Annotated in this window: 20 protein-coding genes, 1 pseudogene and 1 riboswitch; of the genes and pseudogenes, 7 read left to right on the plus strand and 14 right to left on the minus strand. The window is 70.2% G+C overall.

Translation table 11 applies throughout. The features are described 5' to 3' along the window. Nucleotides 1-233 precede the first annotated feature (233 nt). Entirely contained in the window at nt 234-875 is a 642-nt protein-coding gene (locus AC31A1_RS11700) for a LysE family translocator (protein WP_489653206.1), read from the plus strand. Nucleotides 876-940: 65 nt separating this feature from the next. Here the strand turns inward: AC31A1_RS11700 and AC31A1_RS11705 are convergent, their stop codons facing one another. Then, entirely contained in the window at nt 941-1381 is a 441-nt protein-coding gene (locus AC31A1_RS11705; RefSeq protein ID WP_489653207.1) for an SRPBCC family protein, read from the minus strand. Nucleotides 1382-1583: 202 nt separating this feature from the next. Here AC31A1_RS11705 and AC31A1_RS11710 point away from each other — a divergent pair, with 202 nt between their 5' ends. Together AC31A1_RS11710 and AC31A1_RS11715 are read left to right on the plus strand one after the other, a co-directional pair. After that, nucleotides 1584-2594 (plus strand): DUF2278 family protein, encoded by a 1011-nt coding sequence (locus AC31A1_RS11710; protein ID WP_489653235.1) that lies wholly within the window; start codon nt 1584-1586, stop codon nt 2592-2594. A gap of 110 nt (nt 2595-2704) precedes the next feature. Then, nucleotides 2705-3925, plus strand: a complete 1221-nt coding sequence (locus tag AC31A1_RS11715) for a cytochrome P450 (RefSeq protein WP_489653208.1) — start codon at nt 2705-2707, stop codon at nt 3923-3925. A gap of 1 nt (nt 3926) precedes the next feature. Here AC31A1_RS11715 and AC31A1_RS11720 read toward each other — a convergent pair whose 3' ends face one another. Genes AC31A1_RS11720 through AC31A1_RS11740 form a run of 5 tightly spaced genes read right to left on the minus strand, consistent with a single transcriptional unit; the run spans nt 3927 to nt 8184 of the window. Further along, nucleotides 3927-5132, minus strand: a complete 1206-nt coding sequence (locus AC31A1_RS11720; protein ID WP_489653209.1) for an acyl-CoA dehydrogenase family protein — start codon at nt 5130-5132, stop codon at nt 3927-3929. 20 nt (nt 5133-5152) lie between these two features. Continuing rightward, nucleotides 5153-6190 (minus strand): methyltransferase, encoded by a 1038-nt coding sequence (locus AC31A1_RS11725; RefSeq protein ID WP_489653210.1) that lies wholly within the window; start codon nt 6188-6190, stop codon nt 5153-5155. Nucleotides 6191-6193: 3 nt separating this feature from the next. Next, nucleotides 6194-6898, minus strand: a complete 705-nt coding sequence (locus AC31A1_RS11730; RefSeq protein WP_489653211.1) for a hypothetical protein — start codon at nt 6896-6898, stop codon at nt 6194-6196. Between the two features lie 17 nt (nt 6899-6915). Continuing rightward, a complete protein-coding gene (locus AC31A1_RS11735) occupies nt 6916-7578 on the minus strand; it encodes an iron-containing redox enzyme family protein (protein ID WP_489653212.1) in 663 nt (220 codons plus the stop codon). Nucleotides 7579-7635: 57 nt separating this feature from the next. Next, a complete protein-coding gene (locus tag AC31A1_RS11740; RefSeq protein WP_489653213.1) occupies nt 7636-8184 on the minus strand; it encodes a PaaI family thioesterase in 549 nt (182 codons plus the stop codon). A 256-nt stretch (nt 8185-8440) separates the two neighbouring features. On the opposite strand from AC31A1_RS11740, the gene AC31A1_RS11745 reads away from it, so the two are divergent. Then, nucleotides 8441-9559 (plus strand): ferritin-like domain-containing protein, encoded by a 1119-nt coding sequence (locus tag AC31A1_RS11745; protein ID WP_489653214.1) that lies wholly within the window; start codon nt 8441-8443, stop codon nt 9557-9559. 9 nt (nt 9560-9568) lie between these two features. After that, nucleotides 9569-10018 carry a PaaI family thioesterase gene (locus AC31A1_RS11750; RefSeq protein ID WP_489653215.1) on the plus strand — a complete coding sequence of 150 codons (450 nt, stop codon included), beginning with the start codon at nt 9569-9571 and terminating at the stop codon, nt 10016-10018. 52 nt (nt 10019-10070) lie between these two features. Here AC31A1_RS11750 and AC31A1_RS11755 read toward each other — a convergent pair whose 3' ends face one another. The 7 genes and pseudogenes from AC31A1_RS11755 to AC31A1_RS11785 form a co-directional block, all read right to left on the minus strand. Beyond that, nucleotides 10071-10655 carry a histidine phosphatase family protein gene (locus AC31A1_RS11755; protein WP_489653216.1) on the minus strand — a complete coding sequence of 195 codons (585 nt, stop codon included), beginning with the start codon at nt 10653-10655 and terminating at the stop codon, nt 10071-10073. A gap of 105 nt (nt 10656-10760) precedes the next feature. After that, nucleotides 10761-13079: a 5-methyltetrahydropteroyltriglutamate--homocysteine S-methyltransferase gene (gene metE / locus AC31A1_RS11760; RefSeq protein ID WP_489653217.1), complete on the minus strand. Its 2319-nt coding sequence runs from the start codon at nt 13077-13079 to the stop codon at nt 10761-10763. A gap of 138 nt (nt 13080-13217) precedes the next feature. Next, nucleotides 13218-13441: riboswitch (cobalamin riboswitch) on the minus strand. A gap of 115 nt (nt 13442-13556) precedes the next feature. Further along, complete coding sequence (meaB, locus tag AC31A1_RS11765; RefSeq protein WP_489653218.1) at nt 13557-14540, minus strand: methylmalonyl Co-A mutase-associated GTPase MeaB; 984 nt, start codon at nt 14538-14540, stop codon at nt 13557-13559. Beyond that, the gene (gene scpA / locus AC31A1_RS11770; RefSeq protein WP_489653219.1) at nt 14537-16723 is read right to left on the minus strand and encodes a methylmalonyl-CoA mutase; all 2187 of its coding nucleotides are present in this window, start codon (nt 16721-16723) and stop codon (nt 14537-14539) included. The genes meaB and scpA overlap by 4 nt, the downstream gene beginning before the upstream one ends. After that, nucleotides 16723-18528 carry a methylmalonyl-CoA mutase family protein gene (locus AC31A1_RS11775; protein WP_489653220.1) on the minus strand — a complete coding sequence of 602 codons (1806 nt, stop codon included), beginning with the start codon at nt 18526-18528 and terminating at the stop codon, nt 16723-16725. Before AC31A1_RS11775 ends, scpA begins: the two co-directional genes overlap by 1 nt. Then, complete coding sequence (locus tag AC31A1_RS11780) at nt 18525-18815, minus strand: hypothetical protein (protein WP_489653221.1); 291 nt, start codon at nt 18813-18815, stop codon at nt 18525-18527. The genes AC31A1_RS11775 and AC31A1_RS11780 overlap by 4 nt, the downstream gene beginning before the upstream one ends. A 76-nt stretch (nt 18816-18891) precedes the next feature. Next, nucleotides 18892-19212: pseudogene (locus AC31A1_RS11785) on the minus strand (universal stress protein); the annotation flags it as partial. Between the two features lie 347 nt (nt 19213-19559). Between AC31A1_RS11785 and AC31A1_RS11790 the strand changes: the two are divergent. Continuing rightward, entirely contained in the window at nt 19560-21167 is a 1608-nt protein-coding gene (locus tag AC31A1_RS11790; RefSeq protein WP_489653222.1) for a purple acid phosphatase family protein, read from the plus strand. Between the two features lie 53 nt (nt 21168-21220). Here AC31A1_RS11790 and AC31A1_RS11795 read toward each other — a convergent pair whose 3' ends face one another. Beyond that, a complete protein-coding gene (locus AC31A1_RS11795) occupies nt 21221-22810 on the minus strand; it encodes a PucR family transcriptional regulator (protein ID WP_489653223.1) in 1590 nt (529 codons plus the stop codon). A 217-nt stretch (nt 22811-23027) separates the two neighbouring features. Between AC31A1_RS11795 and AC31A1_RS11800 the strand changes: the two genes are divergently transcribed. Next, a complete protein-coding gene (locus AC31A1_RS11800) occupies nt 23028-24500 on the plus strand; it encodes a sodium:solute symporter family protein (protein WP_489653224.1) in 1473 nt (490 codons plus the stop codon). Nucleotides 24501-24508 lie beyond the last annotated feature (8 nt).

Consider the following 24508-nt stretch of genomic DNA (forward strand, 5'->3'; position numbering starts at 1 on the left):
CCGCCGCTGCCGAGCCGGTCGACCAGCGCGTAACCGCCGATCGACTCCGTGTCCCCGGGGCGAAGCGACATGTCGCTGGTCACCTTCCCTGATTCCCGTGCCCCGGAGGGCCGTTCAGAGTCATCACACTAGGGGGCATCACCCTAGGGCGTTCACTCCGCTCACCGCGCATCGGCCTCGGGACACCCGGAAATGAGTTGCGGGCCCGGGGTGCCCCCCTCTTCCATGGCCCCATGGTGTCCACCGACCGACTTGCCGCCTTCGCGGCGCTGTCCTTCCTGTTGATCATCGTCCCCGGCCCGAGCGTGCTGTTCGTGATCGGACGGGCGCTGGCCCACGGCCGCCGGGCGGCGCTGACCACCGTGGTGGGCAACACGCTCGGCGCCTATCTGCTCGTCGTGGCGGTCGCGCTCGGCGTCGGTTCGCTGGTGGAGCGCTCGGTGCTCGTCTTCACGGCACTGAAGCTCGCCGGTGCCGCGTACCTGGTGTACCTCGGGGTGAAGGCGTGGCGCCAACGCGGGTCGCTGCGGGCCGCGTTCGCGGGTGAGGAGGTGGTCCCGCACAGCGGGCTGCGCACGCTGTGGGAGGGGTTCGCCGTCGGGGTGGCCAACCCCAAGACGATCGTGTTCTTCGCCGCCGTACTGCCCCAGTTCGTGGACCGCGAACAGGGCCACGTGACCAGCCAGATGCTGCTGCTCGGTCTGGTCTTCAACCTCATCGCCGTGGTCTCCGACAGCGTGTGGGGGCTGGTCGCGTCCACGGCCAGGAACTGGTTCGCACGGTCACCGCGGCGGTTGTCCGCGGTGGGCGGGGTCGGGGGGCTCACGATGATCGGCCTGGGCGTGACGGTCGCGGTGACCGGCCGGAAGGACTGAGGCCGCCGGCCGGGTGGCAGGGCGTAGGGCTGAGGCCGGCCGACCAGCCGCACGGACAGAGACCCTCACGCCCGTCTCAGCAGCCCGTTCACCGCCCGCCCGAACATCGACCGCGCCGCCAACCGCAGGGGCCCGTCGAAGAGACGCGGCAAGAAGCGGACCCGCAACTCCTCCTCCCACACCACGCGGCTACGGCCCCCAGGACCCGGCCGCACCTCGATCTCCGCCCAGCCGGTGACGATCCGCCCCCGCTTCTCCAGGCGGACCAGACCCGGCTCGTCGTCCGTCGGCGGGCGCCACACGGTGACCTCCATGCGGTCGTCGAAACCGAGCGGGCCGAGCCCGGTGCGGGCCACGAAGACCGTGCCCTCGCGGGTCGGCGGGGGAGTGACCACGGTGACCCGGGTCAGCGGGACCACATCGGCGTGGCGTGGCCACTCCGTCAACCGGCGCCACGCCTCCTCAAGGGGAAGCGGAGCCGTGCGTTCGAGACGGAAGTTGACCATGTGTGGATCGTAGAGAACGCTTCTTGATCGACGGTACTTTCACCGGCGGCTCACACCCTTGGCCTAGCGGTTCACAGGTACGCAGACGTACACCGGACGGCCGCCCCGAGTTTCCCCGCGACGCGGCCGGAGCGGGCGCCTCCCCCCTACGCTTTGTCCCATGGGTGGGCATCCCGCCTGCCCGCAGGGGGAGTTGGTCGTCATGCCACTGAAGGCCTACGGCGTACTGATCACGCGCGCGGTCGACACGAGGCGCGAGGGCGCCGCCGGTACACCGCACTACCAGATCCATCTCACGGACGACTCGGGCACACATTTCCGGGCCGCCGTGAACGTCCTGTCCGCCGAGCAGCCCTCCGAGCTGCTCTACCTCATCAGCGAGGACTTCCAACACCCGGTCACCGCACGCCTGGAGGGCCTTCCGAGCGGCTGGAACACTCTGCTGCCCGGACCCGGCGGCCCGAACCTCGACTTCGTGCGCGGCAACCTCTTCGACCCGGCGCAGCTGCGCACCCTGCCGCCGGACGCGAGCGGCCCCGACAACGACCTCGCCGACCTCCTCGACCACTACGTACGACGCGCGGTGGACGACCCGGACGCCCGGCTGTACGTCTTCGGCGAGCGCTTCGGCCCCGAACCGACCGTCAAGGACAAGGTGTTCGGCTTCCTGCCGGGCAACGGCGTCCACGACATCCACATGAACCAGGGCAACAGTCGCCGCTTCAGCGGCGACGACGGGGTCTGGCAGGACGGCGGCCTCCTCATCCACTTCCCGGCCCAGTCCCGCTGGGTCGGCATCTTCCTCGCCTTCCAGAGCCAGTCCTGGCACACCGACGACACCACCGGCCACACGCTGGAGGGCACCGACGGTTCGCGCAACGAGCCCGGCGGGCAGCCCGTGCGGGTCGTGGCGGCCCTGGTCAACCCCCGTGGCCCGGCGCCCGAAGCGGAGAGCGTCACCCTTCTCAACGCCTCGCCCGACCCGCTCGACCCGACCGGCTGGCGCGTCCGGGACCGGCTCGGCCACTCCTGCGCGGTACCGCCCGGCCCCTTCGCCCCGGGTGCCACCCTGCTCGTCCCGCTCACGGATGGCGTCCAACTCGGCAACCAGGGCGGCGAGATCACCCTCCTCGACGCCAACGGCCTCAAGGTGCACGGCGTCTCGTACACCGCCGACCAGGCCGCACGGGAGGGCTGGACCATCGTGTTCTGACCAACTTGCCGTCGCTGCCCGGAAGTTCCCTACCGCACCCGGACACCCCTACGGCACGATGAGCCCGACCCGCACCGCACCGCATCACGCCATCGGCCGGAGGGTGTCCCGTGGACCGCGAACTGCACGCCAGGCTCGACGACTTGCAGCGCGACCCCTACCCGCTCTACACCCGGGCACGGCAGACCGAGGGGCTCATCCACCTCGCCGAACTCGACGCCTGGCTCGTCGCCCGGGACGCCGACGTACGCGAAGTCCTGCGCCGCCCCGAGGACTTCTCCTCGTCGATGGCCCTACGGCCCGACGTGCTGCCGGCGCCCGCCGCGCTCGCCGTCCTCGGCGGCGGATTCGGCGGGCGGCCCGTCGTCGTCACCGCGGACGGCGTGCGGCATCAGCAGTTGCGCGCACCGATCGTCCGCGGCCTCTCGCCGTCCCGGGTCGCGGCCGTCCTCCCGTACGCCGCCGAGCGCGCCGCTGCCCTGGTCGACGCGTTCACCAAGGACAGGCACGTCGAGTTGATGTCGGCGTACGCCAGGCGGCTGCCCGGTGAGGTCGTCGGCAGGATCGTCGGTCTCGACCCCGCCGACGTACCCGGAGTCGTCCACGGGGGCCACCGCGCCGAGGAGTTGCTCTTCCGCCCGCTGGAGGAGGACGAGCAGATCGCCGCGGCCGAGGACGTCGTCGCGATGCAGCGCACCCTCGACCGCTACGTACAGGAGCGCCACGCACACCCCCGCCAGGACCTCGGTACGGAACTGATCGCCTCGGTGACCGAGGAGGAGGACGGCGACCTGACCCTGGAGCACCGGCACCAACTCGTCGCCCATCTCCAGAACTTGCTCATCGCCGGTCACCTCACCACCACCGCGCTCATCGGCACGACCGTCCTGCATCTCCTCCGGCACCCGGCTCAGTGGGAGCTGCTGTGTGCCGAGCCCGACCGCATCCCCGCGGTGATCGAGGAGGCGGCCCGCTACGACACCGCACTCCAGGGCTTCCGCCGGGTCACCACCCGGCCGCTCACCTTCGCCGGTACCGAACTCCCCGCCGGGGCAGCGCTGTTCGTCGCTTTCGGCGCGGCCAACCGGGACGAGAAACGGCACGAACGCGCCGGCGCGTTCGACATCACTCGCGCCCCGGGCCGCCACCTCGCCTTCGGCCTGGGTGCGCACAGTTGCCCGGGTTCCCAGCTCGCCCGCGAGCAACTCCGGCTCACCCTGGAGGAGTTGACCCGCCGACTGCCCGGGTTGCGGCTGGCGGAGGGCCGTCCGGTCACCATGCGGCCGACGATGATCCACCGTTCCCCGTACGCCCTGCACCTCACCTGGTGACTCAGATCAGCCCCTCGGCCGTGAGCGGATTCCTGGTCAGCGCGCGGTCGACCCCCAGCCACAGCGCGCCGGCCATCTCCATGATCTTGGGCTGGCCCATGATGTGCTGGCTGATCGTCGTGAGGTCGCGCAGCTGCCGCTCGATCGGGCAGCGGCGGTAGACGGAGGCGCTCCCCACGGTGTCCGCGAGCAGGCGCACACCGTCACGGCAGCTTCGGATCGTGTGCACGTACGCGCCGACGAGCGACGCCCGCAGACGCGGCGACGGCTCGTCGCCGGCCTCCAGCACCGACCAGAGTTCGTCGAGCACGCCGTACATGTAGCTGCGTGCCGAGCCCACCAGAGCATGGGCCTGGGCGAATCCCGCGCGCACCCGCGGGTCCTCCTTCGCCGGCCGCATCTCGGGCATGGCGAGCTTGGTGGCCAGGATCTCCTCGGCATCCCGCAGCGCGGCGCGGGCGATGCCGAGCGGCACCCCGGGGACGTTCGCGAAGAACATGCCCGTCCAGCCGTAGAGGACCCCCTCACGGCGCCGCTCGCGCAGGTCGCGGAAGCGGAACGTCTGCTCGGCGGGGACGAAGGTGCCCCCGATCCGGTAGTCGTGGCTGCCGCTGCCCGCGAGTCCTGTGGTGTGCCAGGTGTCGAGGATCTCGAACTCCCGGGCCGGGAGCATCGCCACGCGGGTCTCCGGCCGGCCCTCGTCGGTCAACGCGGGTTCGCCGTTCTCGTACACGACCGCGCCGCCGATCATGATGTCCGCGTGCGTGCACCCGCTGCCGAACTGCCAGCGGCCCTCCAGCCGGTAGCCGCCGTCGATCCGGTGCAGCTTCCCGGCCGGCACGATCCAGCCGGCCGTGATCGCGTCGAGGTCGGGATACAGCTTGCGGCCCACCTCGTCGTCCAGCGCGGAGGTGTAGAAGCCGCCGTCCGACCCGATCATGGCGCACCAGCCGGCCGCGCCGTCCGCCGCCGACAGTTCCTCCACGATCTCCGTCTGGGTGCGGATGTCGACCTCCGGGCCGCCCCACGCCCGAGGCATCGGCATGCGGAACACACCCGTCGAACGCAGCGCCTCGACGGCCCGGTCCGTCAGCCTGCGGCCCTGCTCGCCCGCCGCGGCCTCCTCGCGCAGCACCGGCGCGACCGCACGGGCGTTGGCCAGGATCGTCCGGCCGTCCAGGAGGGCGGAGCCACTTGCCTGAGCCATGATCGACACCTTCTGTTCTGTCAGGCCGGAGTTGCTTCCACGACGAGGAAGTCGGAGCCGGGAACCGGCGCCGCACGGGTCGGCTTGAAGCCGGCGTCCTCAAGCAGGCGCTGGAACTGCCGTTCCGTCCGTTCCCGGCCACCGGTGACGGCCAGCATGTGGAGGTCGAGCAGCAGTGCGGTGGCATCGCTGCGGCTTCCGGGGGTGACCTGTTCGGGAAGCGCACGCTCCAGGATCAGCACCCGTCCGTGGCCGGGGACCGCGGCGCGGATGGTGCGGAGGATCGCGATGGACTCCTCGTCGGTCCAGTCGTGCAGCACCTGCTTCAGCAGATAGGCGTCGCAGCCCGCGGGCGCGGACTGGAAGAAGTCCCCGCTCACCGTGCGGCAGCGCGAGGCGACGCCGGCCTCGGCGAGTGTGCCTTCCGCCGCGTCGAGGCCGGACGGCATGTCGTAGACCACGCCCTCCAGTCCGGGGTGAGCCCGAAGGATCTGCGCCATGAGGGTGCCGTCGCCGCCACCGACGTCGACGACGGTCCGGCAGCCGGTGAAGTCGACGGACGCGAGGATGCCCCGCACCAGGTCACGGGTGTTCTCGGACATGGCCAGGTTGAAGATCGCCGAGGCTTCGGGATGGCTCGCGTAGTACGCGGCCCACCCGACGCCGTGCGCCAGCTCCCAGGGGGTCTTCCCGGTCCGGATGCCGGGCACCAACTCCCCCCAGCTGCGCCAGACTTCGGGACCGCACATGGTCCGTATCAACCCGCTGACGGAGTCGGGTGCACCCGTCCTGAGGGGCTGACCGGCCTCCGACAGCGCGAAGGAGTCGTCCCCCGTCCGGGTGACCACTCCCAGTGCTGTCAGAGCCAGCAGCAGCCGGTGCAGGGACGGGCCGTGTGCCCCGGTCCGCTCGGCGAGCTCACCGCTGGTCCGTGGTCGCTCGGCGAGCAGGTCGGGGAGCCCCAACTCGGCCGCGGCGCATATCGACTTCGCGGCCATGGCCTGCACGACGAATCCCAGGAGGCGGATGCGGGCGGGTGGCTGCCGGTCGCCGGGCACCGTTCAGCTCCCCACGGCTTCGGTCGTACGCTGCTTCAGCCGGTCCACGTCCGCCGCGATTCCCCGCATGGTGACCTTCCGGTGGAAATAGTGGTAGCTGCGGGAGATCGCATAGTCGATGTGTTCCCTGCTGTCCGTCATGAAGTACGTGACGAAGTCGTGCACGTCCTCGTCCCCCAGAACATGGAACGGGTCATGGCGGACGGGGATCGTGCCGAAGTCCGTGAACATCGGCAGGATTTCGTATCTGATGAGACCGGCGACGAAGTCGTACCCTTTCACATGGGACAGCAGAGCGCAGTTCTTCATGATGATCCCCAGCAGGAGATCACCCTTGTAGGACTGCTCCACGGCAACGTTGTTGACTTCGAGGATCTTTTTCCCGGAGGCGCCCGGGATCGTTCGGTGGAAAGGCGATCCGGGCGCTGCGGGCGTCAGTCTGAAGATGGCCACGAGCTGGCCGTGGAAGGTGACTTTGTAGCACTCGGACGACTCCCTGGGAAGGAAGTCCTCGCTGAAGAGCCCGAGCGGCTTGAGCGCCTGTTCCAGGAAGTCGCTGTACTCGCGGAGTTCATGTACGTTCGCGATTTCCGAGGTGTGGTATTTACGCACTTCACGGAGGACGTCTTCGTCCTTGGGTGAGGCGAAGTACGTGACGGGCGCGTCCATGTCCTGATTCGCCAGAACGTCCTTGTGGGTGAGCTGCAAGTCCCCTCCCCTGCTGGTTATGCCGCGTCCGCGAGCACGTCCTTGAACATCTGGCTGTAGTAGTGAATCGTCATCCGCCGCCCCTGAATGACCTCGTCCAGGTCGGTCTCCTTGACGAGGAGGTTGTTGACGGCTTCCTTGACCTCCTCGATGTGCTTCGCGTCGAATCCGGCGTGGCTGTGGATGAATGTCACCTGACTGGGCTTCAGGCCGTATGTCTCTTTGAGGATCTGGGCCATGGAGCCGCCGAGTTCCGCGCCGAGTCCCTCGGTGAGGCTGGCCACGCCGAGAATTCCGAGCGGGCTGCCGTAGGTCGCCATGTAGTAGTTCTGCGAGACGAGCCCCCAGGACCCGGGCTTCGGCGGTATCGCGAGCACGACGTCGGGATCCTCGCCGAGCTGCTTGAGATCCTTGACGCAGAACAGGTCGTGGTTGTTCTCCTCCTGGACCTGCTCGAAGAACCAGTCCCGCAGCCCGCGGTACTCGTCGCCGAGCCGGGCACCGGCCAGCGACAGCATCCGGGAGGTGTGCCGGACCATGTGGTAGGTCTCCCGCAGATAGCTGACGTAGTGCTCCGGCCTCATCTTTCCGCCGGCCACCACTTCGAGCAGCGGGTTCTGCTCGATCTCCACCTTGAAGTCGTGCTCCGTCGCGGCGAGGAGTTTCTCGAAGTTGGTCATGAGGCGCGTGCCTTTCATCGGGAGCCTGACGCACGGAAGTTCTGCCGGAGGACCGCATCACCCCTTCGCGCCGCCCGGGAAGGGCAGGAGGCGGAAGCTGCCGACGCAGCGGGCCAGGACGCGCCCCTCCGCGTCCATGAGCCTGCCTTCGAGGAAGGCCGATTTCGCACCCATCGACGTGATATGGCCCTCGCCGAAGATCTCACCCGGAAGTACCGGCCTGATGAAGTCGGTGGTCATGGAGATGGTGACCGGAAGGAACTGAGCCTCGGTCAGGCCGACGACCGCCGAACCCATGCATTCGTCCAGCATCGCGGATATGAACCCGCCGTGGACCGTTCCCCCCGGATTGGTGAAGTTGTCGGTCGCGGTGAAGGAAAGGTGAATGGTCTGTGCCTGCTTGTCGAGGTCGAGCAGGGTCCAATTGATCATTTCGGCCACAGGCGGCCGGGGGCCGAGGCGGTCGTAGACGGTCTCTTCCCTTGTATCCGTATCGGACAAGTGCGGGACGCTCCCCATCTCATCGCGGACACCTTCGGGCGCCCGGGCAGGATCGCGGATGCCGGCGGCTCGTCGTACGGGGTTCAGGCCGCTGACGTCAGTCAAGGTTGGTCGGGCTCTGACGCCGCGTCAAGTGAGTTCCGGCAGGAAATACCGGACTCCGGCACGGACTTGCTGGTCACGGCATCAAAAGAGAATTAGAGCCGCTGGATCGGAATTTCTGATTCCGCGATCCGTAATGGCTCTGGATTATTTCCCCGCGATCCTGTGAAATGAGCCGACGGCATTGACCGGCGGGAGACGCGTCACCTAGCCTCCACCAACGCGACCATACGTCTCCCTCTCGGAGGTTGGTTTAGCAGTGAGTAGTTTCGATTTCTACGTAACGCCCCCGCCGAGGGAGATCTGGAACGTTCCCATGGCCGGGAGCACGCGCTTCTCCTGGGAATACGACGACGGCCGGGACCGGCTGCTCAACCTGTACCAGAAAGGCAAGGACAAGCAGTGGGACGCCCAGTCGCGCATCGACTGGGACCTGGAGGTCGACCCGGACGACGCGGCGGGCCTGCCCGAGCAGTTCAACCCGCTGTTCGGCTCGCCCATCTGGGACCGGATGACCCAGAAGGAGCGCAACGAGTTCAACCGCCACCAAGGGGCGTGGCTCTTCAGCCAGTTCCTCCACGGCGAGCAGGGCGCACTGAACGTGTCGGCACGCATCGTCGAGTCGGTGCCGGACATGGACTCCAAGTTCTACGCCGCCACCCAGACCATGGACGAGGCCCGGCACGTGGAGCTGTACACGCGGTTCCTGCGCGAGAAGGTCGGGATGCACTACCCGATCAACCAGGACCTGGCCAAACTGCTGGCCGAGTCGCTGCAGGACGCTCGCTGGGACCTCCCGTACCTCGGCATGCAGGTACTCATCGAAGGCCTGGCGCTCGCCGCCTTCGGCCTCTTCCGCGACGTGTCGACCAACCCGCTGGTCAAGCAACTCCTCGCCTACGTCATGCAGGACGAGGCACGCCATGTCGCCTTCGGACGCCTCGCGTTGAAGGACTACTACGCCGAACTGACCTCCAAGGAGCGCGCCGAGCGCGAGGAGTTCGTCGTGGAGGGCTGCTACCTGCTGCGCGACCGGTTCAAGGGCAAGGAGGTCTACGAACAGCTCGGCCTGCCGCTCGACGAGTGCATGGAGTTCGTCGACAACTCCGAGATGTACCAGCTCTACCAGTCACTGCTGTTCAGCCGCGTGGTGCCCTGCGTGAAGGACATCGGCCTGTGGGGCGGGAAGGTGCGGGAGGCCTACGGCGCGATGGGCATCCTCGACAACGCCAAGGGCGATCTCGAAGCTCTCATGCGCCAGGACGAGGAGATCGCCGAGGCGGTGGACCGAGAGCGCTACGCGAGCGAACTGGCAGTCCGTGAGCGGGAGGTGGACGAGGTGATCGCCCTCGGTGAGGACGGGGACACGCCCGAGTAGGGTCCCCTCATGAGCACACACGAGGAGCGGCGCGGCCCCTTCTGGGACGTCCTGGCCGGCCGGGCACCGGCGCCGGCCGCGGCGAGGACACTGGGCTGGGAGATGATCGCGGTCGATCCCGACCAGGGGACCATCGAGGTGGCGTTCCAGGCCACGGAACAGTTCCTCAACCCGGTGGGGGTCGTCCAGGGCGGATTCCTGGCCGCCATGCTCGACGACACGCTGGGCCCGGCACTGGTGGCGACCCTTCCCGCGGGCCAGTTCGCCCCCACCCTCGACCTTCACGTGCAGTTCCTACGGCCGGCCGGACCGGGCCGACTCGTCGGGCGCGGCCGGGTCGTCCACCGGGGCAACGAGGTGTGCTTCCTGTCGGGCGAACTCCTCAACCCCGACGGCAAGCAGGTCGCGGTGGCCACGGCGACAGCACGTATCAAGACGATGTCCGGCCGCCGCAGCTGACCCGCGACCCCGCAGTTCACGCGCATCCCGAGCGGTCAACTCCCGTAGCGTGTCAGTGGTGTTCGGGCTCCGGCCCCAGCGCCCGCCCGAGCCGCAGATTCCATCGCCCGGACCGTCCGCTGAGGTCGGTCGCGGTCAGTGGTGCCACGTCGAGCCGCCAGAAGGCGGACCCGGCCGCGCCGAGGATCGTGACCGCCAGAGCCCGTACGATCTCCTGCTCGACCACCGCCAGGGTCCTGCCCTCGAACTCCGCCGACGCCTCCAGCCAGCGGGCGGCCCGCTCGCACAAGGTCCGCACCGACTCCCCGCCGTGGGGCGCCGCGTCCGGGTCCGACAGCCAGGACGTCAGCGCGTCCGGCTCCCGGGTCATCACCTCGTCGAGGGTCAGGCCCCGCCAACGGCCCATGTCGAGACCCGCCAACTCCGGCTCCGGCACGGCCGGGAGACCGAGCGCGGACGCCGTTTCGCGGCAGCGCACGGTGGGGGAGACCAGCACCCGGTCGGCCGCCCCGAGCGAGCCGGCGGCGGACTCGGCGCGAGCCGCACCGCTCGGATCGAGCGGGCTGCCGTCGTCGAACCGGGTCTCCCGCAGGGAACGGTTCATCGCCGGCGAGATCAAGGTGATGCGGCTGGTCACTTCGGCGCTCCAGTTCTCCGGGCGGGGGTGGACATCGTCTCGCGTGCACCTCGGGGCCGGGGCGGCCGGGAGGGTGATCCTCCCGGCCGCCCCACCAGCACCGGGTCAGGACCCGGCCAGCTCCTCACGGACCGTGCGGGCCGCGGCGACCAGGTTCTCCAGGGACGCGCGGGTCTCGGGCCAGCCGCGGGTCTTCAGCCCGCAGTCCGGGTTGACCCACAGCCGCTCCGCCGGGATGGCCTCAAGTCCCTTGCGCAGCAAGCCCGCTGCCTCGGCCGTGCTCGGCACGCGCGGGGAGTGGATGTCGTAGACACCCGGTCCCGCCTCGCGCGGATAGCCGTGCTCAGCCAGCTCTCGCGCGACCCGCATGTGCGAGCGGGCCGCCTCCAGGCTGATGACGTCCGCGTCGAGGTCGTCGATGGCCTGCACGATGTCGCCGAACTCGGCGTAGCACATGTGCGTGTGGACCTGCGTCTCCGGACGGACGCCGGCGGTGGTCAGCCGGAACGCCTCCGTGGCCCAGGCGAGATACGCCTCCCGGTCCGCCGCGCGCAGCGGCAGGGTCTCGCGCAGCGCGGGTTCGTCGACCTGGATGACCGAAGTCCCGGCCGCCTCAAGGTCGTTGACCTCCTCGCGCAGGGCGAGGGCGACCTGCCGGGCGGTGTCGCCGAGCGGCTGGTCGTCGCGGACGAAGGACCAGGCGAGCATGGTGACCGGCCCGGTGAGCATGCCCTTGACCGGACGTGAGGTGAGGGACTGGGCGTACGTCGTCCAGCGCACCGTCATCGGTTCGGGGCGGGAGATGTCGCCGGCCAGGATCGGCGGGCGGACGTAACGGGTGCCGTACGACTGGACCCAGCCGTGCTGCGTGGCGAGACAGCCGGTGAGCTGCTCGGCGAAGTACTGGACCATGTCGTTGCGTTCGGGTTCGCCGTGCACGAGGACGTCGAGACCGGTCTTCTCCTGGAAGGAGATGACCTCGCCGATCTCCGCCTTGACGCGCTCCTCGTAACCGGCCGTGTCGATCCGCCGCGCCCTCAAGTCGGCCCGCGCGGTACGCAGTTCGGCGGTCTGCGGGAACGACCCGATCGTGGTCGTCGGCAGCGGCGGCAGCCCGAGACGCGCGCGCTGCGCCGCGGTCCGTTCGTCGTACGGCTGGGAGCGGCGGGCGTCGGCGTCCGTGACCGCGGCGGCCCTGGCCCGTACGGCGGGGTCGCTGGTGAGTGCCGAACCGGCGCGGGAGGCCAGGTCGGCGCGGTTGGCGGCGAGTTCGGCGGCGATCGTGTCGGTGCCCTGGGCCAGGCCCTTGGCGAGCGTGACGATCTCGCCGGTCTTCTGCCGCGCGAACGCGAGCCAGCGCAGGATCTGCGGCTCGATGTCCCGCTCGGCGGCGGCGTCGAGCGGCACGTGGAGCAGGGAGCAGGAGGCGGCGACGTCGACCCGGTCGGCAAGACCGAGCAACGTGCCCAGTGTGGCAAGGGACTTGGTGAGGTCGTCGACCCAGACGTTGCGGCCGTTGACGACCCCTGCGATCAGCCGCTTGCCGGGGAGTCCGCCCACGGCGGCGAGGGCGTCCAGGTTGGCGGCGGCGGACTCGGTGAAGTCGAGTGCGAGGCCCTCCACGGGCGCCTTCGCGAGGACCGGCAGCGCGTCGCCGAGCCGGTCGAAGTAGGAGGCGACCAGGAGCTTCGGCCGGTCGGTGAGGGCGCCGAGGGCGCGGTAGGTGCGGGCGGTGGCGCTCAGTTCGGCCGGGGCGCGGTCCTGGACGAGGGCGGGTTCGTCGAGTTGCACCCACTCCGCGCCCGCCGCGCGCAGGTCGGCGAGGACCTCGGCGTACACGGGCAGCAGCCGGTCCAGGAGGGTCAGCGGATCGAAGTCCGCGGACACCCCGGGCGCGGGCTTGGCGAGCAGGAGGTAGGTGACCGGGCCGACGAGCACCGGGCGGGCGGTCAGGCCCAGGGCGAGGGCCTCCTTCAACTCCGTCACCTGCTTGGTGGAGTCGGTGGTGAAGACGGTGTCCGGGCCCAACTCGGGCACGAGGTAGTGGTAGTTGGTGTCGAACCACTTCGTCATCTCCAGCGGTGCCACGTCCTGCGTGCCGCGTGCCATCGCGAAGTACCCGTCCAGCGCGTCGAGTTCGACGGCGGCGCGGTGCCGTTCGGGGATCGCGCCGACCATGACGCTGGTGTCCAGGACGTGGTCGTAGTACGAGAAGTCGCCGGTCGGTACTTCGTGGATGCCGGCGTCCGCCAGTTGCCGCCAGTTCGCGCGGCGCAGTTCGGCGGCGGTGGTCCGGAGGGCGTCGGCGTCGACGCGGCCCTTCCAGTAGCCCTCGATGGCCTTCTTGAGTTCTCGGCCCCTGCCCTGGCGGGGGTAGCCGTAGACGGTTGCCCGTGCTGCCGCGGCTGCGGACTTCGGTGTCACGGAAATCTCCTTCGCGAGATATCTCCCTGGATCCCGGTGGCGGGACGTGGGCGCGAAGGTTCGTAGACCGGGGGATGGTGACCGCCCGTGTGTACGCCGACCTGCCCACGAGGTCACCGGGATTCCGCGCGCGAATGCTTCGCGTGCGGGCAGGTGGCAGGTCTTCGGACTTGCGGGCACGTCCTCTTTTTGAACCGGAGGACACCTACTGGCCGTCGCTTCCCAGGTCCTGTGTGGGCCCAGTGCGTATGACGGCGGTCGTTCCTGCTTACCGCTGCGGGGCAGTCCCGGAATTTCACCGGGTTCCCTCTTGCGACGCGTCCGTCTGGCTGACGGGGCGAACCAGCTGCGCGGGCCAGCCTACGGGGTAGGGGTCGGATGCGTCGATTTTTGGGTGCCGGCCCGGTGGGGGCTGGTCGCGCCCACGCGGCGGAGCCGCAAATCGATACAGCCCCGCGCCCCTAAAAGCAGGTCGGTTCAGTTGGGCGGGGTGCCGAATGCGCGCAGGATTTGTTCTGCGGCCAGCGTTGCTGTCAACTCGCCGTCCCTGACCTGCTGTTCGAGCACTGGGCCGAGAGCACGTACTGCCGGATCGGAGCGCAGCCTCCCCAAGAGTTCGTCTCGGACCATCGTCCACGTCCAGTCCACCTGCTGCTCGCTGCGCTTCGCAGCCAGGCGGCCGGTGGACTCCAGCAGCGAACGGTGTTGTTCCAGGCGCTCCCAGACCGTGTCCAGGCCGGTGCCCTCGCGCGCGCTGCAGCTCAGTACAGGTGGGGTCCAGGCCGCGTCGGCGGGGTGCATCAGGCGGAGCGCGCCCGCCAACTCCCGTGCCGCGCTCTTCGCATCGCGCTCATGCGGGCCGTCCGCCTTGTTGACGGCGATGACGTCCGCCAGTTCCAGGACGCCCTTCTTGATGCCCTGTAGTTGGTCGCCGGTGCGGGCCAGGGTCAACAGCAGGAAGGAGTCGACCATGTTGGCGACCGCGGTTTCCGACTGGCCTACGCCTACCGTCTCGACGAGGACGACGTCGTAGCCCGCCGCCTCCATCACCACGATGGACTCGCGGGTCGCCTTCGCGACGCCGCCGAGGGTGCCGGCGGTGGGGGAGGGGCGGACGAAGGCGGCCGGGTCTACGGAGAGGCGTTCCATGCGGGTCTTGTCGCCGAGGATCGAGCCGCCCGTCCGTGTGGAGGACGGGTCGACCGCCAGCACCGCGACCCGGAAGCCGAGGGAGGTGAGGAGGGTGCCGAAGGCGTCGATGAACGTCGACTTGCCCACGCCCGGTACGCCGCTGATGCCGATGCGCCGGGCCTGGCCGCTGTGCGGGAGGAGTTCGGTCAGCAACTCCTGGGCCATGACCCGGTGTTGGGGCTTGGTCGACTCGACGAGGGTGATGGCGCGGGCCACCAGGGCCCGCTTGCCGTCTAGTACGCCCTTCACATAGGTGTCGACCTCGATCACAGGGTGTGCCCGAGGTCGGCGGCCAGTCGCCGCACCAGGTCGTGGGCCGCGTCCGGGATCACCGTCCCGGGCGGGAACACGGCCGCCGCGCCCATCTCCAGGAGGGTGGGTACGTCCTGCGGTGGGATCACCCCGCCTACCACGATCATGATGTCCTCGCGGCCCTCCTCGGCGAGGGACTCCTTCAACGCCGGTACGAGGGTGAGGTGTCCGGCGGCGAGGGACGACACTCCGACGATGTGTACGTCGGCCTCCACGGCCTGGCGGGCCACCTCGCCGGGGGTCTGGAACAGCGGGCCGACGTCGACGTCGAAGCCGAGGTCGGCGAAGGCGGTGGCGATCACCTTCTGGCCGCGGTCGTGGCCGTCCTGGCCCATCTTGGCGACCAGGATGCGCGGGCGGCGTCCCTCGGACTCCTCGAACTCGGCCACGAGGGCACGGGTGCGTTCTACGGACGGGGAGTCGCCGGCTTCGGTGCGGTACACACCGGCGATCGTACGGATCTGGCTCGCGTGCCGCCCGTACACCTTCTCCAGCGCGTCGGAGATCTCGCCGACCGTCGCCTTCGCGCGGGCCGCGTTCACCGCCAGCTCCAGGAGATTTCCCGTGCTTTCGGCAGCCCGGGTCAGGGCGTGCAGCGCGTCCTGGGTGGCCTGTTCGTCGCGCTCGGCGCGCAACCGCCGTAGCTTCTCGATCTGTTGGGTGCGTACGGAGGAGTTGTCGACCTTGAGGACGTCGATCTGCTCGTCGGTCTCCACGCGGTACTTGTTGACGCCGATGACCGGCTGACGGCCGGAGTCGATGCGGGCCTGGGTGCGGGCCGCGGCCTCCTCGATGCGCAGCTTGGGGATGCCCGCGTCGATGGCCTTGGCCATGCCGCCCGCCGCCTCGACCTCCTCGATGTGCTGCCAGGCGCGGCGGGCGAGGTCGTAGGTCAGCTTCTCGACGTACGCGCTGCCGCCCCACGGGTCGATCACCCGGGTCGTGCCGGACTCCTGCTGGATCAACAGCTGTGTGTTGCGGGCGATGCGTGCCGAGAAGTCGGTGGGCAGCGCGAGGGCCTCGTCCAGGGCGTTGGTGTGGAGTGACTGGGTGTGGCCCTGGGTTGCCGCCATCGCCTCCACGCAGGTGCGCGTCACGTTGTTGAAGACGTCCTGCGCTGTCAGCGACCAGCCCGAGGTCTGTGAATGGGTGCGCAGGGAGAGGGACTTGGCGTTCTGCGGGTCGAACTGTTTGACCAGTTTCGCCCAGAGGAGGCGGGCTGCCCGCATCTTCGCGATCTCCATGAAGAAGTTCATGCCGATCGCCCAGAAGAAGGACAGCCGGGGCGCGAACGCGTCCACGTCCATCCCCGCCTCCCGGCCCGCCCGGATGTACTCGACCCCGTCCGCGAGGGTGTACGCCAGCTCCAAGTCGGCCGTCGCGCCCGCCTCTTGGATGTGGTAGCCGGAGATGGAGATGGAGTTGTAGCGGGGCATCCGCTGCGAGGTGTAGGCGAAGATGTCGGAGATGATCCGCATCGACGGCTTCGGCGGATAGATGTAGGTGTTGCGGACCATGAACTCTTTGAGGATGTCGTTCTGGATGGTCCCGGCCAACTTCTCGGGCGGTACGCCCTGTTCCTCCGCCGCCACGATGTAGAGGGCCAGTACGGGCAGTACCGCGCCGTTCATCGTCATCGACACGGTCATCTTGTCCAGCGGGATGCCGTCGAAGAGCTGCCGCATGTCGTAGATCGAGTCGATCGCCACGCCTGCCATGCCGACGTCACCGGTCACACGCGGGTGGTCGCTGTCGTACCCCCGGTGCGTGGGCAGGTCGAAGGCGACCGACAGGCCCTTCTGGCCGGCCGCCAGGTTGCGGCGGTAGAAGGCGTTGGACTCCTCGGCCGTGGAGAAACCCGCGTACTGCCGGATCGTCCAGGGCTGGTTGACGTACATCGTCGGGTACGGGCCGCGCAGATACGGCGCGATGCCCGGGTAGGTGCCCAGGAAGTCCAGGCCCTCCAAGTCCCGCCCGGTGTACAGGGGTTTGACGGTGATGCCCTCCGGGGTCTCCCACAGGAGGTCGTCGCCGCCCGCCGCCTTCTTCACGGCGTCGCGCCACTCGTCGGTACCGGCTTCGACGGCCGGGGCCCCCAGCTCGATCCCGGAGAAGTCGGGGATGCGCCCCATCGCTGCCATCAGGACACTCCCATGCGGTCGAGGGTGGCGGAGAGTACGGCTACGGCGTCACAGCCCGCGAAGACGTAGGCGTCGACACCGGAGTACTGCCCGGGGCGGCCCGCGAGGAACACGTGCCCGGCACCGGCCGACCTCAACTCCCCGGCGACCGAAGCCGCTTGCTCCTCGTACAGCGCGTCGCTTGAGCACAGGCAGGCCTCGGTCGCGCCGCTGTCCGTGAACTCGCCCCCGGTGACGGGCTCGATGCCGCCCGCCTGGAACAGGTTCGACGCGAAGGTGAGGCGGGCGGTGTGCGCGGCGGCCGGGCCGAGCGCGGCCAGGAAGATGCGCGGGCGGGAGCCGGTCGCCGCGCGGTGCGCGTCGGAGCGGGCGCGCAGGGCTTCGTACGACTCGTCGCGCCGTACGCGCGGCAGGCCGCCGGACGGGGCTGTGGGGGCGGGGGCGCGCTCCGGGAGGCGTTCGGCGAGGTTCGGGAACTCGCTGACGCCGGTGATGGGTTCGCGGCGCTTGGCGAGGTTCGCGCTGCGGGCCGCCCAGGTCGTGGCGAGGTCCTCGCGGAGGCGGCCCGAGCGCAACGCGGCCGCCTGGCCGCCCTGTTGCTCGATGTGCTGGAAGAACTCCCAGCCCGCGTGGGCGAGTTCGTCCGTGAGGCGCTCCACGTACCAGGAGCCGCCCGCCGGGTCGATCACCCGGTACAGATGCGACTCCTCGACCAGGATCGTCGAGGTGTTGCGGGCGATCCGGCGCGCGAACGCGTCCGGCAGGCCGAGCGCGTGGTCGAAGGGCAGCACGGTGACGGACTCGGCGCCGCCCACCCCGGCGGCCAGCGTCGCGACCGTCGTGCGCAGCATGTTCACCCACGGGTCGCGGCGGGACATCATCACCGGCGAGGTCACCGCGTGCTGCACCTGCCCGCCCGGCGCCCCGCACACCTCGGCCACACGTGCCCACAGCCTGCGCGCGGCACGCAGCTTGGCGATGGTGAGGAACTGGTCGGCCGTCGCCGCGTACCTGAACTCCAGCTGCCCCACGGCCTGTTCGACGCTCAGGCCCGCATCGGTCAGCTCCCGCAGATAGGCCACACCGGTCGCCAGCGAGGCGCCCAGCTCCTGCGCCGCCGAACCGCCGGCCCCGTGGTACGGCAACGCGTCCACGGTCAGCGCGCGCAGCCCCGGGTACCCCTCGGCGCAGCGCCGGGCGAGCGCGGCGACGGGCGCGAAGGGGAAGCCCTCGTTCCCGGTGCGGGCCGCGAAGCCCAGCGGGTCGGCGCCGAGGGTGCCGCGGGCGGCTTCGGGCGCGACGCCCCGCTCCTCGTACAGCCGTAGCAACTCGGCTGCCGCGGGCTCGACTTCGCTTCCCGCGTCGAGGGCGACGGGCGCCAGGTCGAGATAGACGCCGTCGAGGGTGGCGCCGAGGGACGCGACCGGGATGCCGCGCTCGCCCGTGACCAGCCACAGCGAGGTGACGCCGTTCTCCAGGTCGCCGAGGACCGCGGCGTTGTCGCCGGTCGTGTGCTGCTGGCGTACGTCCCAGCCGCCGAGGGTGTTGCCCTCGGCGCGGCCGCCCCGGACGAAGGGGGCGAAACCGGGGAGGCCGGGCTCGGGCGCGGAGTCGTCGGCGGTGTACAGGGGACGGGCACGGAGTCCGTCCTCCAGCGAGGTGGACAGGGCGTCTTCCGCTGCGGCGCCCGAGACTTCCTTGCCCGACTTGCGCAGTACGCCCTCCACCAGGCGTTGCCACTGCTCATGCGTCGCGTCAGGGAACTCGGCGGCCAGCGAGAGCCCGTCGTCGGGCAGGACCGTCATGCTCGGATGCTAGGGCAAAAGCGCAGGTGAGCAGCAGAGGACGTGGCTGTGACCTTGACCTCTCCCCGCGGTCTAGACCAGTTCCGGGCCACGGTGACGTACGGCTTCGCGGTGGCGATCTGCGAGCCGATGTGGCAGTACAGGCCCACGAGTTCGAGGTGCGGCTGGTCGAGGATGCGGGTCACGGCGCGCTGCGCGGAGCCGTCGGTGATCGACAGGCCGAACTTCTGGTCGTCGGTGCCGGTGCGCACCTTGACGTGGGCGCCGGGCACCACGCCGGGCGCCACCCGCACCATCACCCGGGAACAAGCCGCGGAACGGGCCGCGCGGACCCGCGCCGATGACGAGGAGGTCGTCCGGGCGGTCGGCGGTTTCCACGAGGGCGCGGCCCGCCGTACCCCGGACGACCCGACCCTGGAAGGGGACCCCGGGGCCGGTCTCGCCGAAGGTCGCGTCCAGAACGGCGAGGAGTCGGTCGGCGGCGTTCCGTCGGAGGTGGGACATCGGAGGCGCCAACATCGAGTGCCCGTGGGCGAGTTCACCGCCGGGCGGCTCCCGGGCGAGGACGGCCGGCAACTCGGCACCGGTGCGACAGGCCTCCCGCACCGCCCGGTGCAGCGCCGCCAGGCTGCCCGGCGAACCGCTCACTCCGGCCACGGCACGTGCCCGTCCGTCACTGCTCATCGTCGCTCACTCCTCGGCGTACACAGACGTCTGCGTGTCCCATCGAAAGGCCGAAGAGAGCGGACGTACCGCCGTGTTGGCGCTCGTCCGACGCCGGGACGGCGATTCTCGACGCGCCCGTGACGCGGTGCCGGCGGTGGCCGGAAATGGTGCCTCGGCTCCCGCCCGGCCGGCTGGCCGTGTCAACGAGGGGGCGGTACCTGGCAAAGCCCGGGGCAAGAATCGCCCCCGGGAGCCCACACCTCGTGCCGCAATGACCGTCTGGCAACGCACTGTTCACTCGGGGGCCGCCGGGAAGCGCCAATGTGCGGACGTTGTCAGCTCAACTGCTCGCCAGGGAGGGCATCATGACCGCACAGACAGAGACACCGGACGAGTCGACGCAGTCGTCCGAGGGGGTCAGCCGGCGTCACGCGCTGGGAATCCTCGGTACGGCCGGCGCCGGCGCGGCCGTCACCCCCTTGCTGGGAGCAGGCACGGCGCAGGCCGCCCCGCTCGCCGCCCCGGCCCTGCACCTCACCGCGGACTCCTCCGGCGCGACCCCGGTCCAGGGCCTGCACCTCACCTTCGGCGCGGACCCGCGCACCCAGATGAACGTCTCGTGGATCACCGACAAACCGGTGAACAGACCCGTCGTGCGCTACGGCACGCTGGAGCACGGCTTCGGCTCCAGCGCCAACGCCCGCACCGTCACCTACGTCGACGGCACCTCCAGCCGCACCGTCTACGTCCACCACGCCTCCCTGAACCGGCTCACCCCGGACACCGACTACCTCTACCTCGCCACCCACGACGGGGCGACGCCCGACAGCGGCACGTTCCGCACCGCGCCGCGCGGACGCAAGCCGCTCACCTTCACCAGCTTCGGCGACCAGTCCGCCCCGCAGGTCACCTGGGCGGCCAACGGCACGGTCGGCCTCGACGCGAACTCCACCCCCGCGACGAAGGACATCGTCACCGGCATCGAGCAGGTCGCCCCGCTCTTCCACCTCCTCAACGGCGACCTCTGCTACGCCAACCTGGACGTCGACCGGGTGCGCACCTGGAACAACTTCTTCACCAACAACACCCGTTCGGCCCGCTTCCGCCCCTGGATGCCGGCGGCCGGCAACCACGAGATCGAGAAGGCCAACGGCCCGATCGGACTCGGCGCCTACCAGACCTACTTCGCTCTCCCGTCCACCGAGACCGACGCCGAACTCGCGGGCCTCTACTACGCGTTCACGGCCGGCTCGGTCCGGGTCATCGTGCTGCAGAACGACGACAACTGCCTCCAGGACGGCGGTGACGTCTACATCAGCGGCTACTCCGGCGGACGCCAACTCGCCTTCCTTGAGAAGGAGTTGAAGGCGGCCCGGGCCTCGCGCGACACGGACTGGATCGTCGTCGCCATGCACCAGGTCATGGTCAGCTCCACGGACGCGAACGGCGCCGACCTCGGCCTGCGCCAGAAGTACGGCCCCCTGTTCGACCGTTACGGCGTGGACCTGGTCCTGTGCGGCCACGAGCACAACTACGAGCGCTCGCTGGCCGTCCGCGGAGTCGTCAGCGGCACCGAGACGCTGACCCCCAACCCGGTCTCCACGGCCACCGACGACATCGACACCGGCCTCGGCACCGTGCACATGATCCTCGGCGGCGGCGGAGTCTCCGGTACCACGAACCAGAGCTTCTTCAAGGACGGCACCGGCAAGGTGATCACGTCCGTGTCGGCGACCCCCGGTTCCAACGGCAAGCGCACCTCCACCTACACCAAGGAGGAAGCGGTCTGGATCGGCGTCCGGGACACCGAACACCCCTACGGCTTCGCCGCGTTCACCGTCGACCCCGGCGGGCACCCCGGCGACACCACCCGCATGCACGTGACCTACTACAACGTGAACAAGCCGAACGGCGACCTGTCGGTGTTCGAGAACTTCACACTCCACCGCAAGCGCTCCGACGGCCACCGCTAGGGCCCGCTGCGACGGCCTCCGCTAGGGCCCGCTCCGACGGCCACCGCTAGGGCCTAAGAGCGGTCCTCGTCCGGCAACCAGTGCAGGGCGAACCAGAGTTCCATCCGCACGCCGGGGTCCTGCAGGTCCACATCGAGCAGTTCGGCGATCCGTGCCAGACGGTGCCGCACGGTGTTCCGGTGGACGTGCAGGGCCGCCGCCGTACGGTCCCAACTGCCGTGCAGGGTCAGCCAGGTTCGCAGGGTGTCGAGCAGGATCGCGGCGCCCGGAGAAGCGGCCCCGTCGAGCGGGGCGAAGCGGGTGCGGGCCAACTCCCGGGCGTCGGCGGACGGGACGATCCCGTGGACGGTGAGCGGGTCCCCGGTGTCGACGACGGCGGGCACCTGCGCCGCGATCGCGCGTTGCAGGGCCCGTCCGGCCCGCACATCGGCGTGCGCCAGATCCGAGGCGGGCACGGGTGTGCTGAACCCGAGGATCCAGCCCAAGTCGGCTGCCTGCGCGGGCACTTCGGGACGAGCGTCCGGCGCACCGGCGACCAGGGCCTTCAGCTCGGAGCCGTCGATGTACAGGTAGGGCGTCCCCAACGCGGTTCCCAGGGTGGCGAGTTGGGCCGGATCGTCGCCCCGGGCGGAGCGCGGGGACGGGTGCCGACCGTGGACCACGATCCAGTGTCCGGCGTCCTCCGTCGTGTCGGCGGGCGCGAGCGAGGCGGCCACGTCGGCCGGGGCGGCCCCCAGCATCAGCCGTACCAACGCGCCCGCGCTGTGCGTGTCGGTGCCCAGGGCGTGCCGTGGACTGGTGAGCAGGGCCAGCAACACCGCCGCCGTACCGGTGACTTGGCGGTGGACCAGGGTCGGGGCGGTCGTGGCGGCCTGGCCGAGGGCGAGGGCTGTCGCGGTGCCGTCCGCTCCGGGCAGGGTGTGCACGGTCAGATGGGTGCCGCCCTGGTGATCGGCGGCCGCGGCCGGAACGGACCGGCCGGCGGCGCCTGTTCGGACCCGGGCGATCGTGCGCACGGCGAGATCGCGAACCCGCCCGGGTGTCGGAGGCGCGGGCCGGGGACCGGCGCTGAACAGCTCGTTGCCCCGGGCGTCGTGCAGGACCGCCCAGGCGCCGGTGTGCCCGCTGAGCTGGGTGAGCACCGCCCGCAGCGCGTCCGGCCGGGCGGCGGCCGCGGCCAGCGCCGACTGGGCCCGGGAGATCTCGCGCAGCTCACGGTTGCGCACCTCGGCGATCGCCGCGTAGGTGGCCTGCCCGACCGCCACGAACGGAGTGGCGGGCGGCAGCCGTAGAAGAGGAAGCCCATGGCGGTCGCAGGCGGCGACCAGTTCGGGCGGCACCTCGTCGTGCACGGGGACGACACCGAACCCGAGTGCGGTCACCCCGGCGCCGACGACGCGCCGTACGTACGTGTCGATGCCCTCCGCGTCGGCCGGGAGGCGCACGCCCGCGGTGAGGAGCAGCTCGCCGCCGACCAGGTACGGCGACGGGTCCTCGATCTCCGTGGTGCCGACCGTGCTGACCCGGTGCTCCCCGGCGGTCGGCCCCGCGATCTGGCGCAGCTCCAGAGCGGGATCGGTGAGCAGCACGCTCAGCGGCACGGAGGGCTGGTCGGACTCGGTGGATTCGGCGGACTCGGTCATGAGGGGGCATCCTCCCGGCCGGGGGCATCACACACGACTGCCGGATTCATCCAACGGGCACCTCCATATTGGACGATTCCGCCACTACGACGCCAGCGCGTGCGCCGATATCGTCATGCCACTCGCAGGGCACTGTCCCGGCCCGGCCCGCACCCGGTCGCCGACTCTCTCCGAACTCTCCGACCCTCTCCGCTCATTCCGCTTCCGGAGGACTCTGATGACCGTCGACTACTTCGTCATGGCCGCATACCTGCTGGGCATCATCGGCGTGGGCTGGTGGGGCAAGAAACGTGCCGCGTCCAAGAGCGACTTCCTCGTCGCCGGACGGCGGCTGGGCCCGCTCATGTACACCGGCACGATGGCCGCCGTCGTCCTCGGCGGCGCCTCCACCATCGGCGGCGTCCGCCTGGGCTACACCTACGGCATCTCCGGCGCCGCCATGGTCTTCGCGATCGGCCTCGGACTGCTGGCCCTGTCGGTCTTCTTCTCCGCCCGCATCGCCCGCCTCAAGGTCTACACCGTCGCCGAGATGCTCTCCCTGCGCTACGGCGACACCGCGGCCGTGATCTCCGGCGTGGTGATGTGGATCTACACGCTGATGCTGGTGGTGACCTCGACGATCGCGTACGCCAGCGTCTTCGACGTCCTGTTCGACGTGCCGCGCTGGGTCGCGGTGGTCATCGGCGGCACGATCGTCGTCGGCTACTCCGCGCTCGGCGGCATGTGGTCCATCACCCTCACCGACATGGTGCAGTTCGTGGTCAAGAGCCTCGGTGTGCTGGTCCTGCTGCTGCCCATCGCCGTGGTCCGGGCGGGCGGCTTCGCCGAGATGGCGGACAAACTGCCGGACGGCTACTTCTCCCCGACCTCCATAGGCGGCCAGACCATCGTCACCTTCGTGCTGATCTACACCTTCGGCATGCTCATCGGACAGGACATCTGGCAGCGGGTGTTCACCGCCCGCTCCGACAGAGTCGCCTCCTGGGGCGGCACGGTCGCCGGCGTCTACTGCCTGGTCTACGCCCTGGCAGGCGCCGTCATCGGCATGGCCACCAAGTCCCTCTACCCTCAACTCGCCAGCGCCGACGACGCGTTCGCGACGATCGTCCGGCACGCCCTGCCCACCGGCGTCCGGGGCCTGGTCCTGGCCGCCGCGCTCTCCGCGATGATGTCCACGGCGAGCGGCGCCCTGATCGCCTCGGCGACCGTCGCCAACAACGACATCTGGGCGCGGCTGAGCCGCCGTACGGTCACCGGTCCGAAGGACGACGGGACAGGCGCGCAGGACGACGAGATCGGCTCGAACCGGCTCGCGATCGTCGTCCTCGGGGTCGCGGCCATGGGCATCGCCTGCGCCCTCGGCGACGTCATCGAAGCCCTCACCGTCGCCTACAACCTGCTCGTCGGCGGCCTGTTGGTGCCCATCCTCGGCGGCCTCGTCTGGAAGCGCGGCAACCTCCCCGGCGCCATGGCCTCGATGATCGCGGGCGGCACCACGGTGATCGTCCTCATGGTGACCGACGGCCTCCTCGCCAACGAGCCGATCTACTACGGCCTGTTGGCCGGCCTGGTCACCTACGTCGCCGTCAGCCTCCTCACCAAGCCGACGGAGGAAGCCGTGGTCGAGGCCTGGCACCGCCGCCTGGCAGGCGAACAGGCCGTCGCCGCACCGGAGTTGAGCGTGGTCTGACCCGCTGT

It is taken from the genome of Streptomyces sp. P5F9, assembly GCF_057961495.1.

What these genes read in the sequence shown, in the direction of transcription:
- AC31A1_RS11775 (WP_489653220.1), bottom strand. Translation starts at nt 18,528, where the DNA reads ATGACGGTCCTGCCCGACGACGGGCTCTCGCTGGCCGCCGAGTTCCCT.
- AC31A1_RS11705 (WP_489653207.1), bottom strand. Translation starts at nt 1,381, where the DNA reads ATGGTCAACTTCCGTCTCGAACGCACGGCTCCGCTTCCCCTTGAGGAG.
- AC31A1_RS11750 (WP_489653215.1), top strand. Translation starts at nt 9,569, where the DNA reads ATGAGCACACACGAGGAGCGGCGCGGCCCCTTCTGGGACGTCCTGGCC.
- scpA (WP_489653219.1), bottom strand. Translation starts at nt 16,723, where the DNA reads ATGGCAGCGATGGGGCGCATCCCCGACTTCTCCGGGATCGAGCTGGGG.
- AC31A1_RS11795 (WP_489653223.1), bottom strand. Translation starts at nt 22,810, where the DNA reads ATGACCGAGTCCGCCGAATCCACCGAGTCCGACCAGCCCTCCGTGCCG.
- AC31A1_RS11720 (WP_489653209.1), bottom strand. Translation starts at nt 5,132, where the DNA reads ATGGCTCAGGCAAGTGGCTCCGCCCTCCTGGACGGCCGGACGATCCTG.
- AC31A1_RS11790 (WP_489653222.1), top strand. Translation starts at nt 19,560, where the DNA reads ATGACCGCACAGACAGAGACACCGGACGAGTCGACGCAGTCGTCCGAG.
- AC31A1_RS11700 (WP_489653206.1), top strand. Translation starts at nt 234, where the DNA reads ATGGTGTCCACCGACCGACTTGCCGCCTTCGCGGCGCTGTCCTTCCTG.
- AC31A1_RS11800 (WP_489653224.1), top strand. Translation starts at nt 23,028, where the DNA reads ATGACCGTCGACTACTTCGTCATGGCCGCATACCTGCTGGGCATCATC.
- AC31A1_RS11710 (WP_489653235.1), top strand. Translation starts at nt 1,584, where the DNA reads ATGCCACTGAAGGCCTACGGCGTACTGATCACGCGCGCGGTCGACACG.
- AC31A1_RS11735 (WP_489653212.1), bottom strand. Translation starts at nt 7,578, where the DNA reads ATGACCAACTTCGAGAAACTCCTCGCCGCGACGGAGCACGACTTCAAG.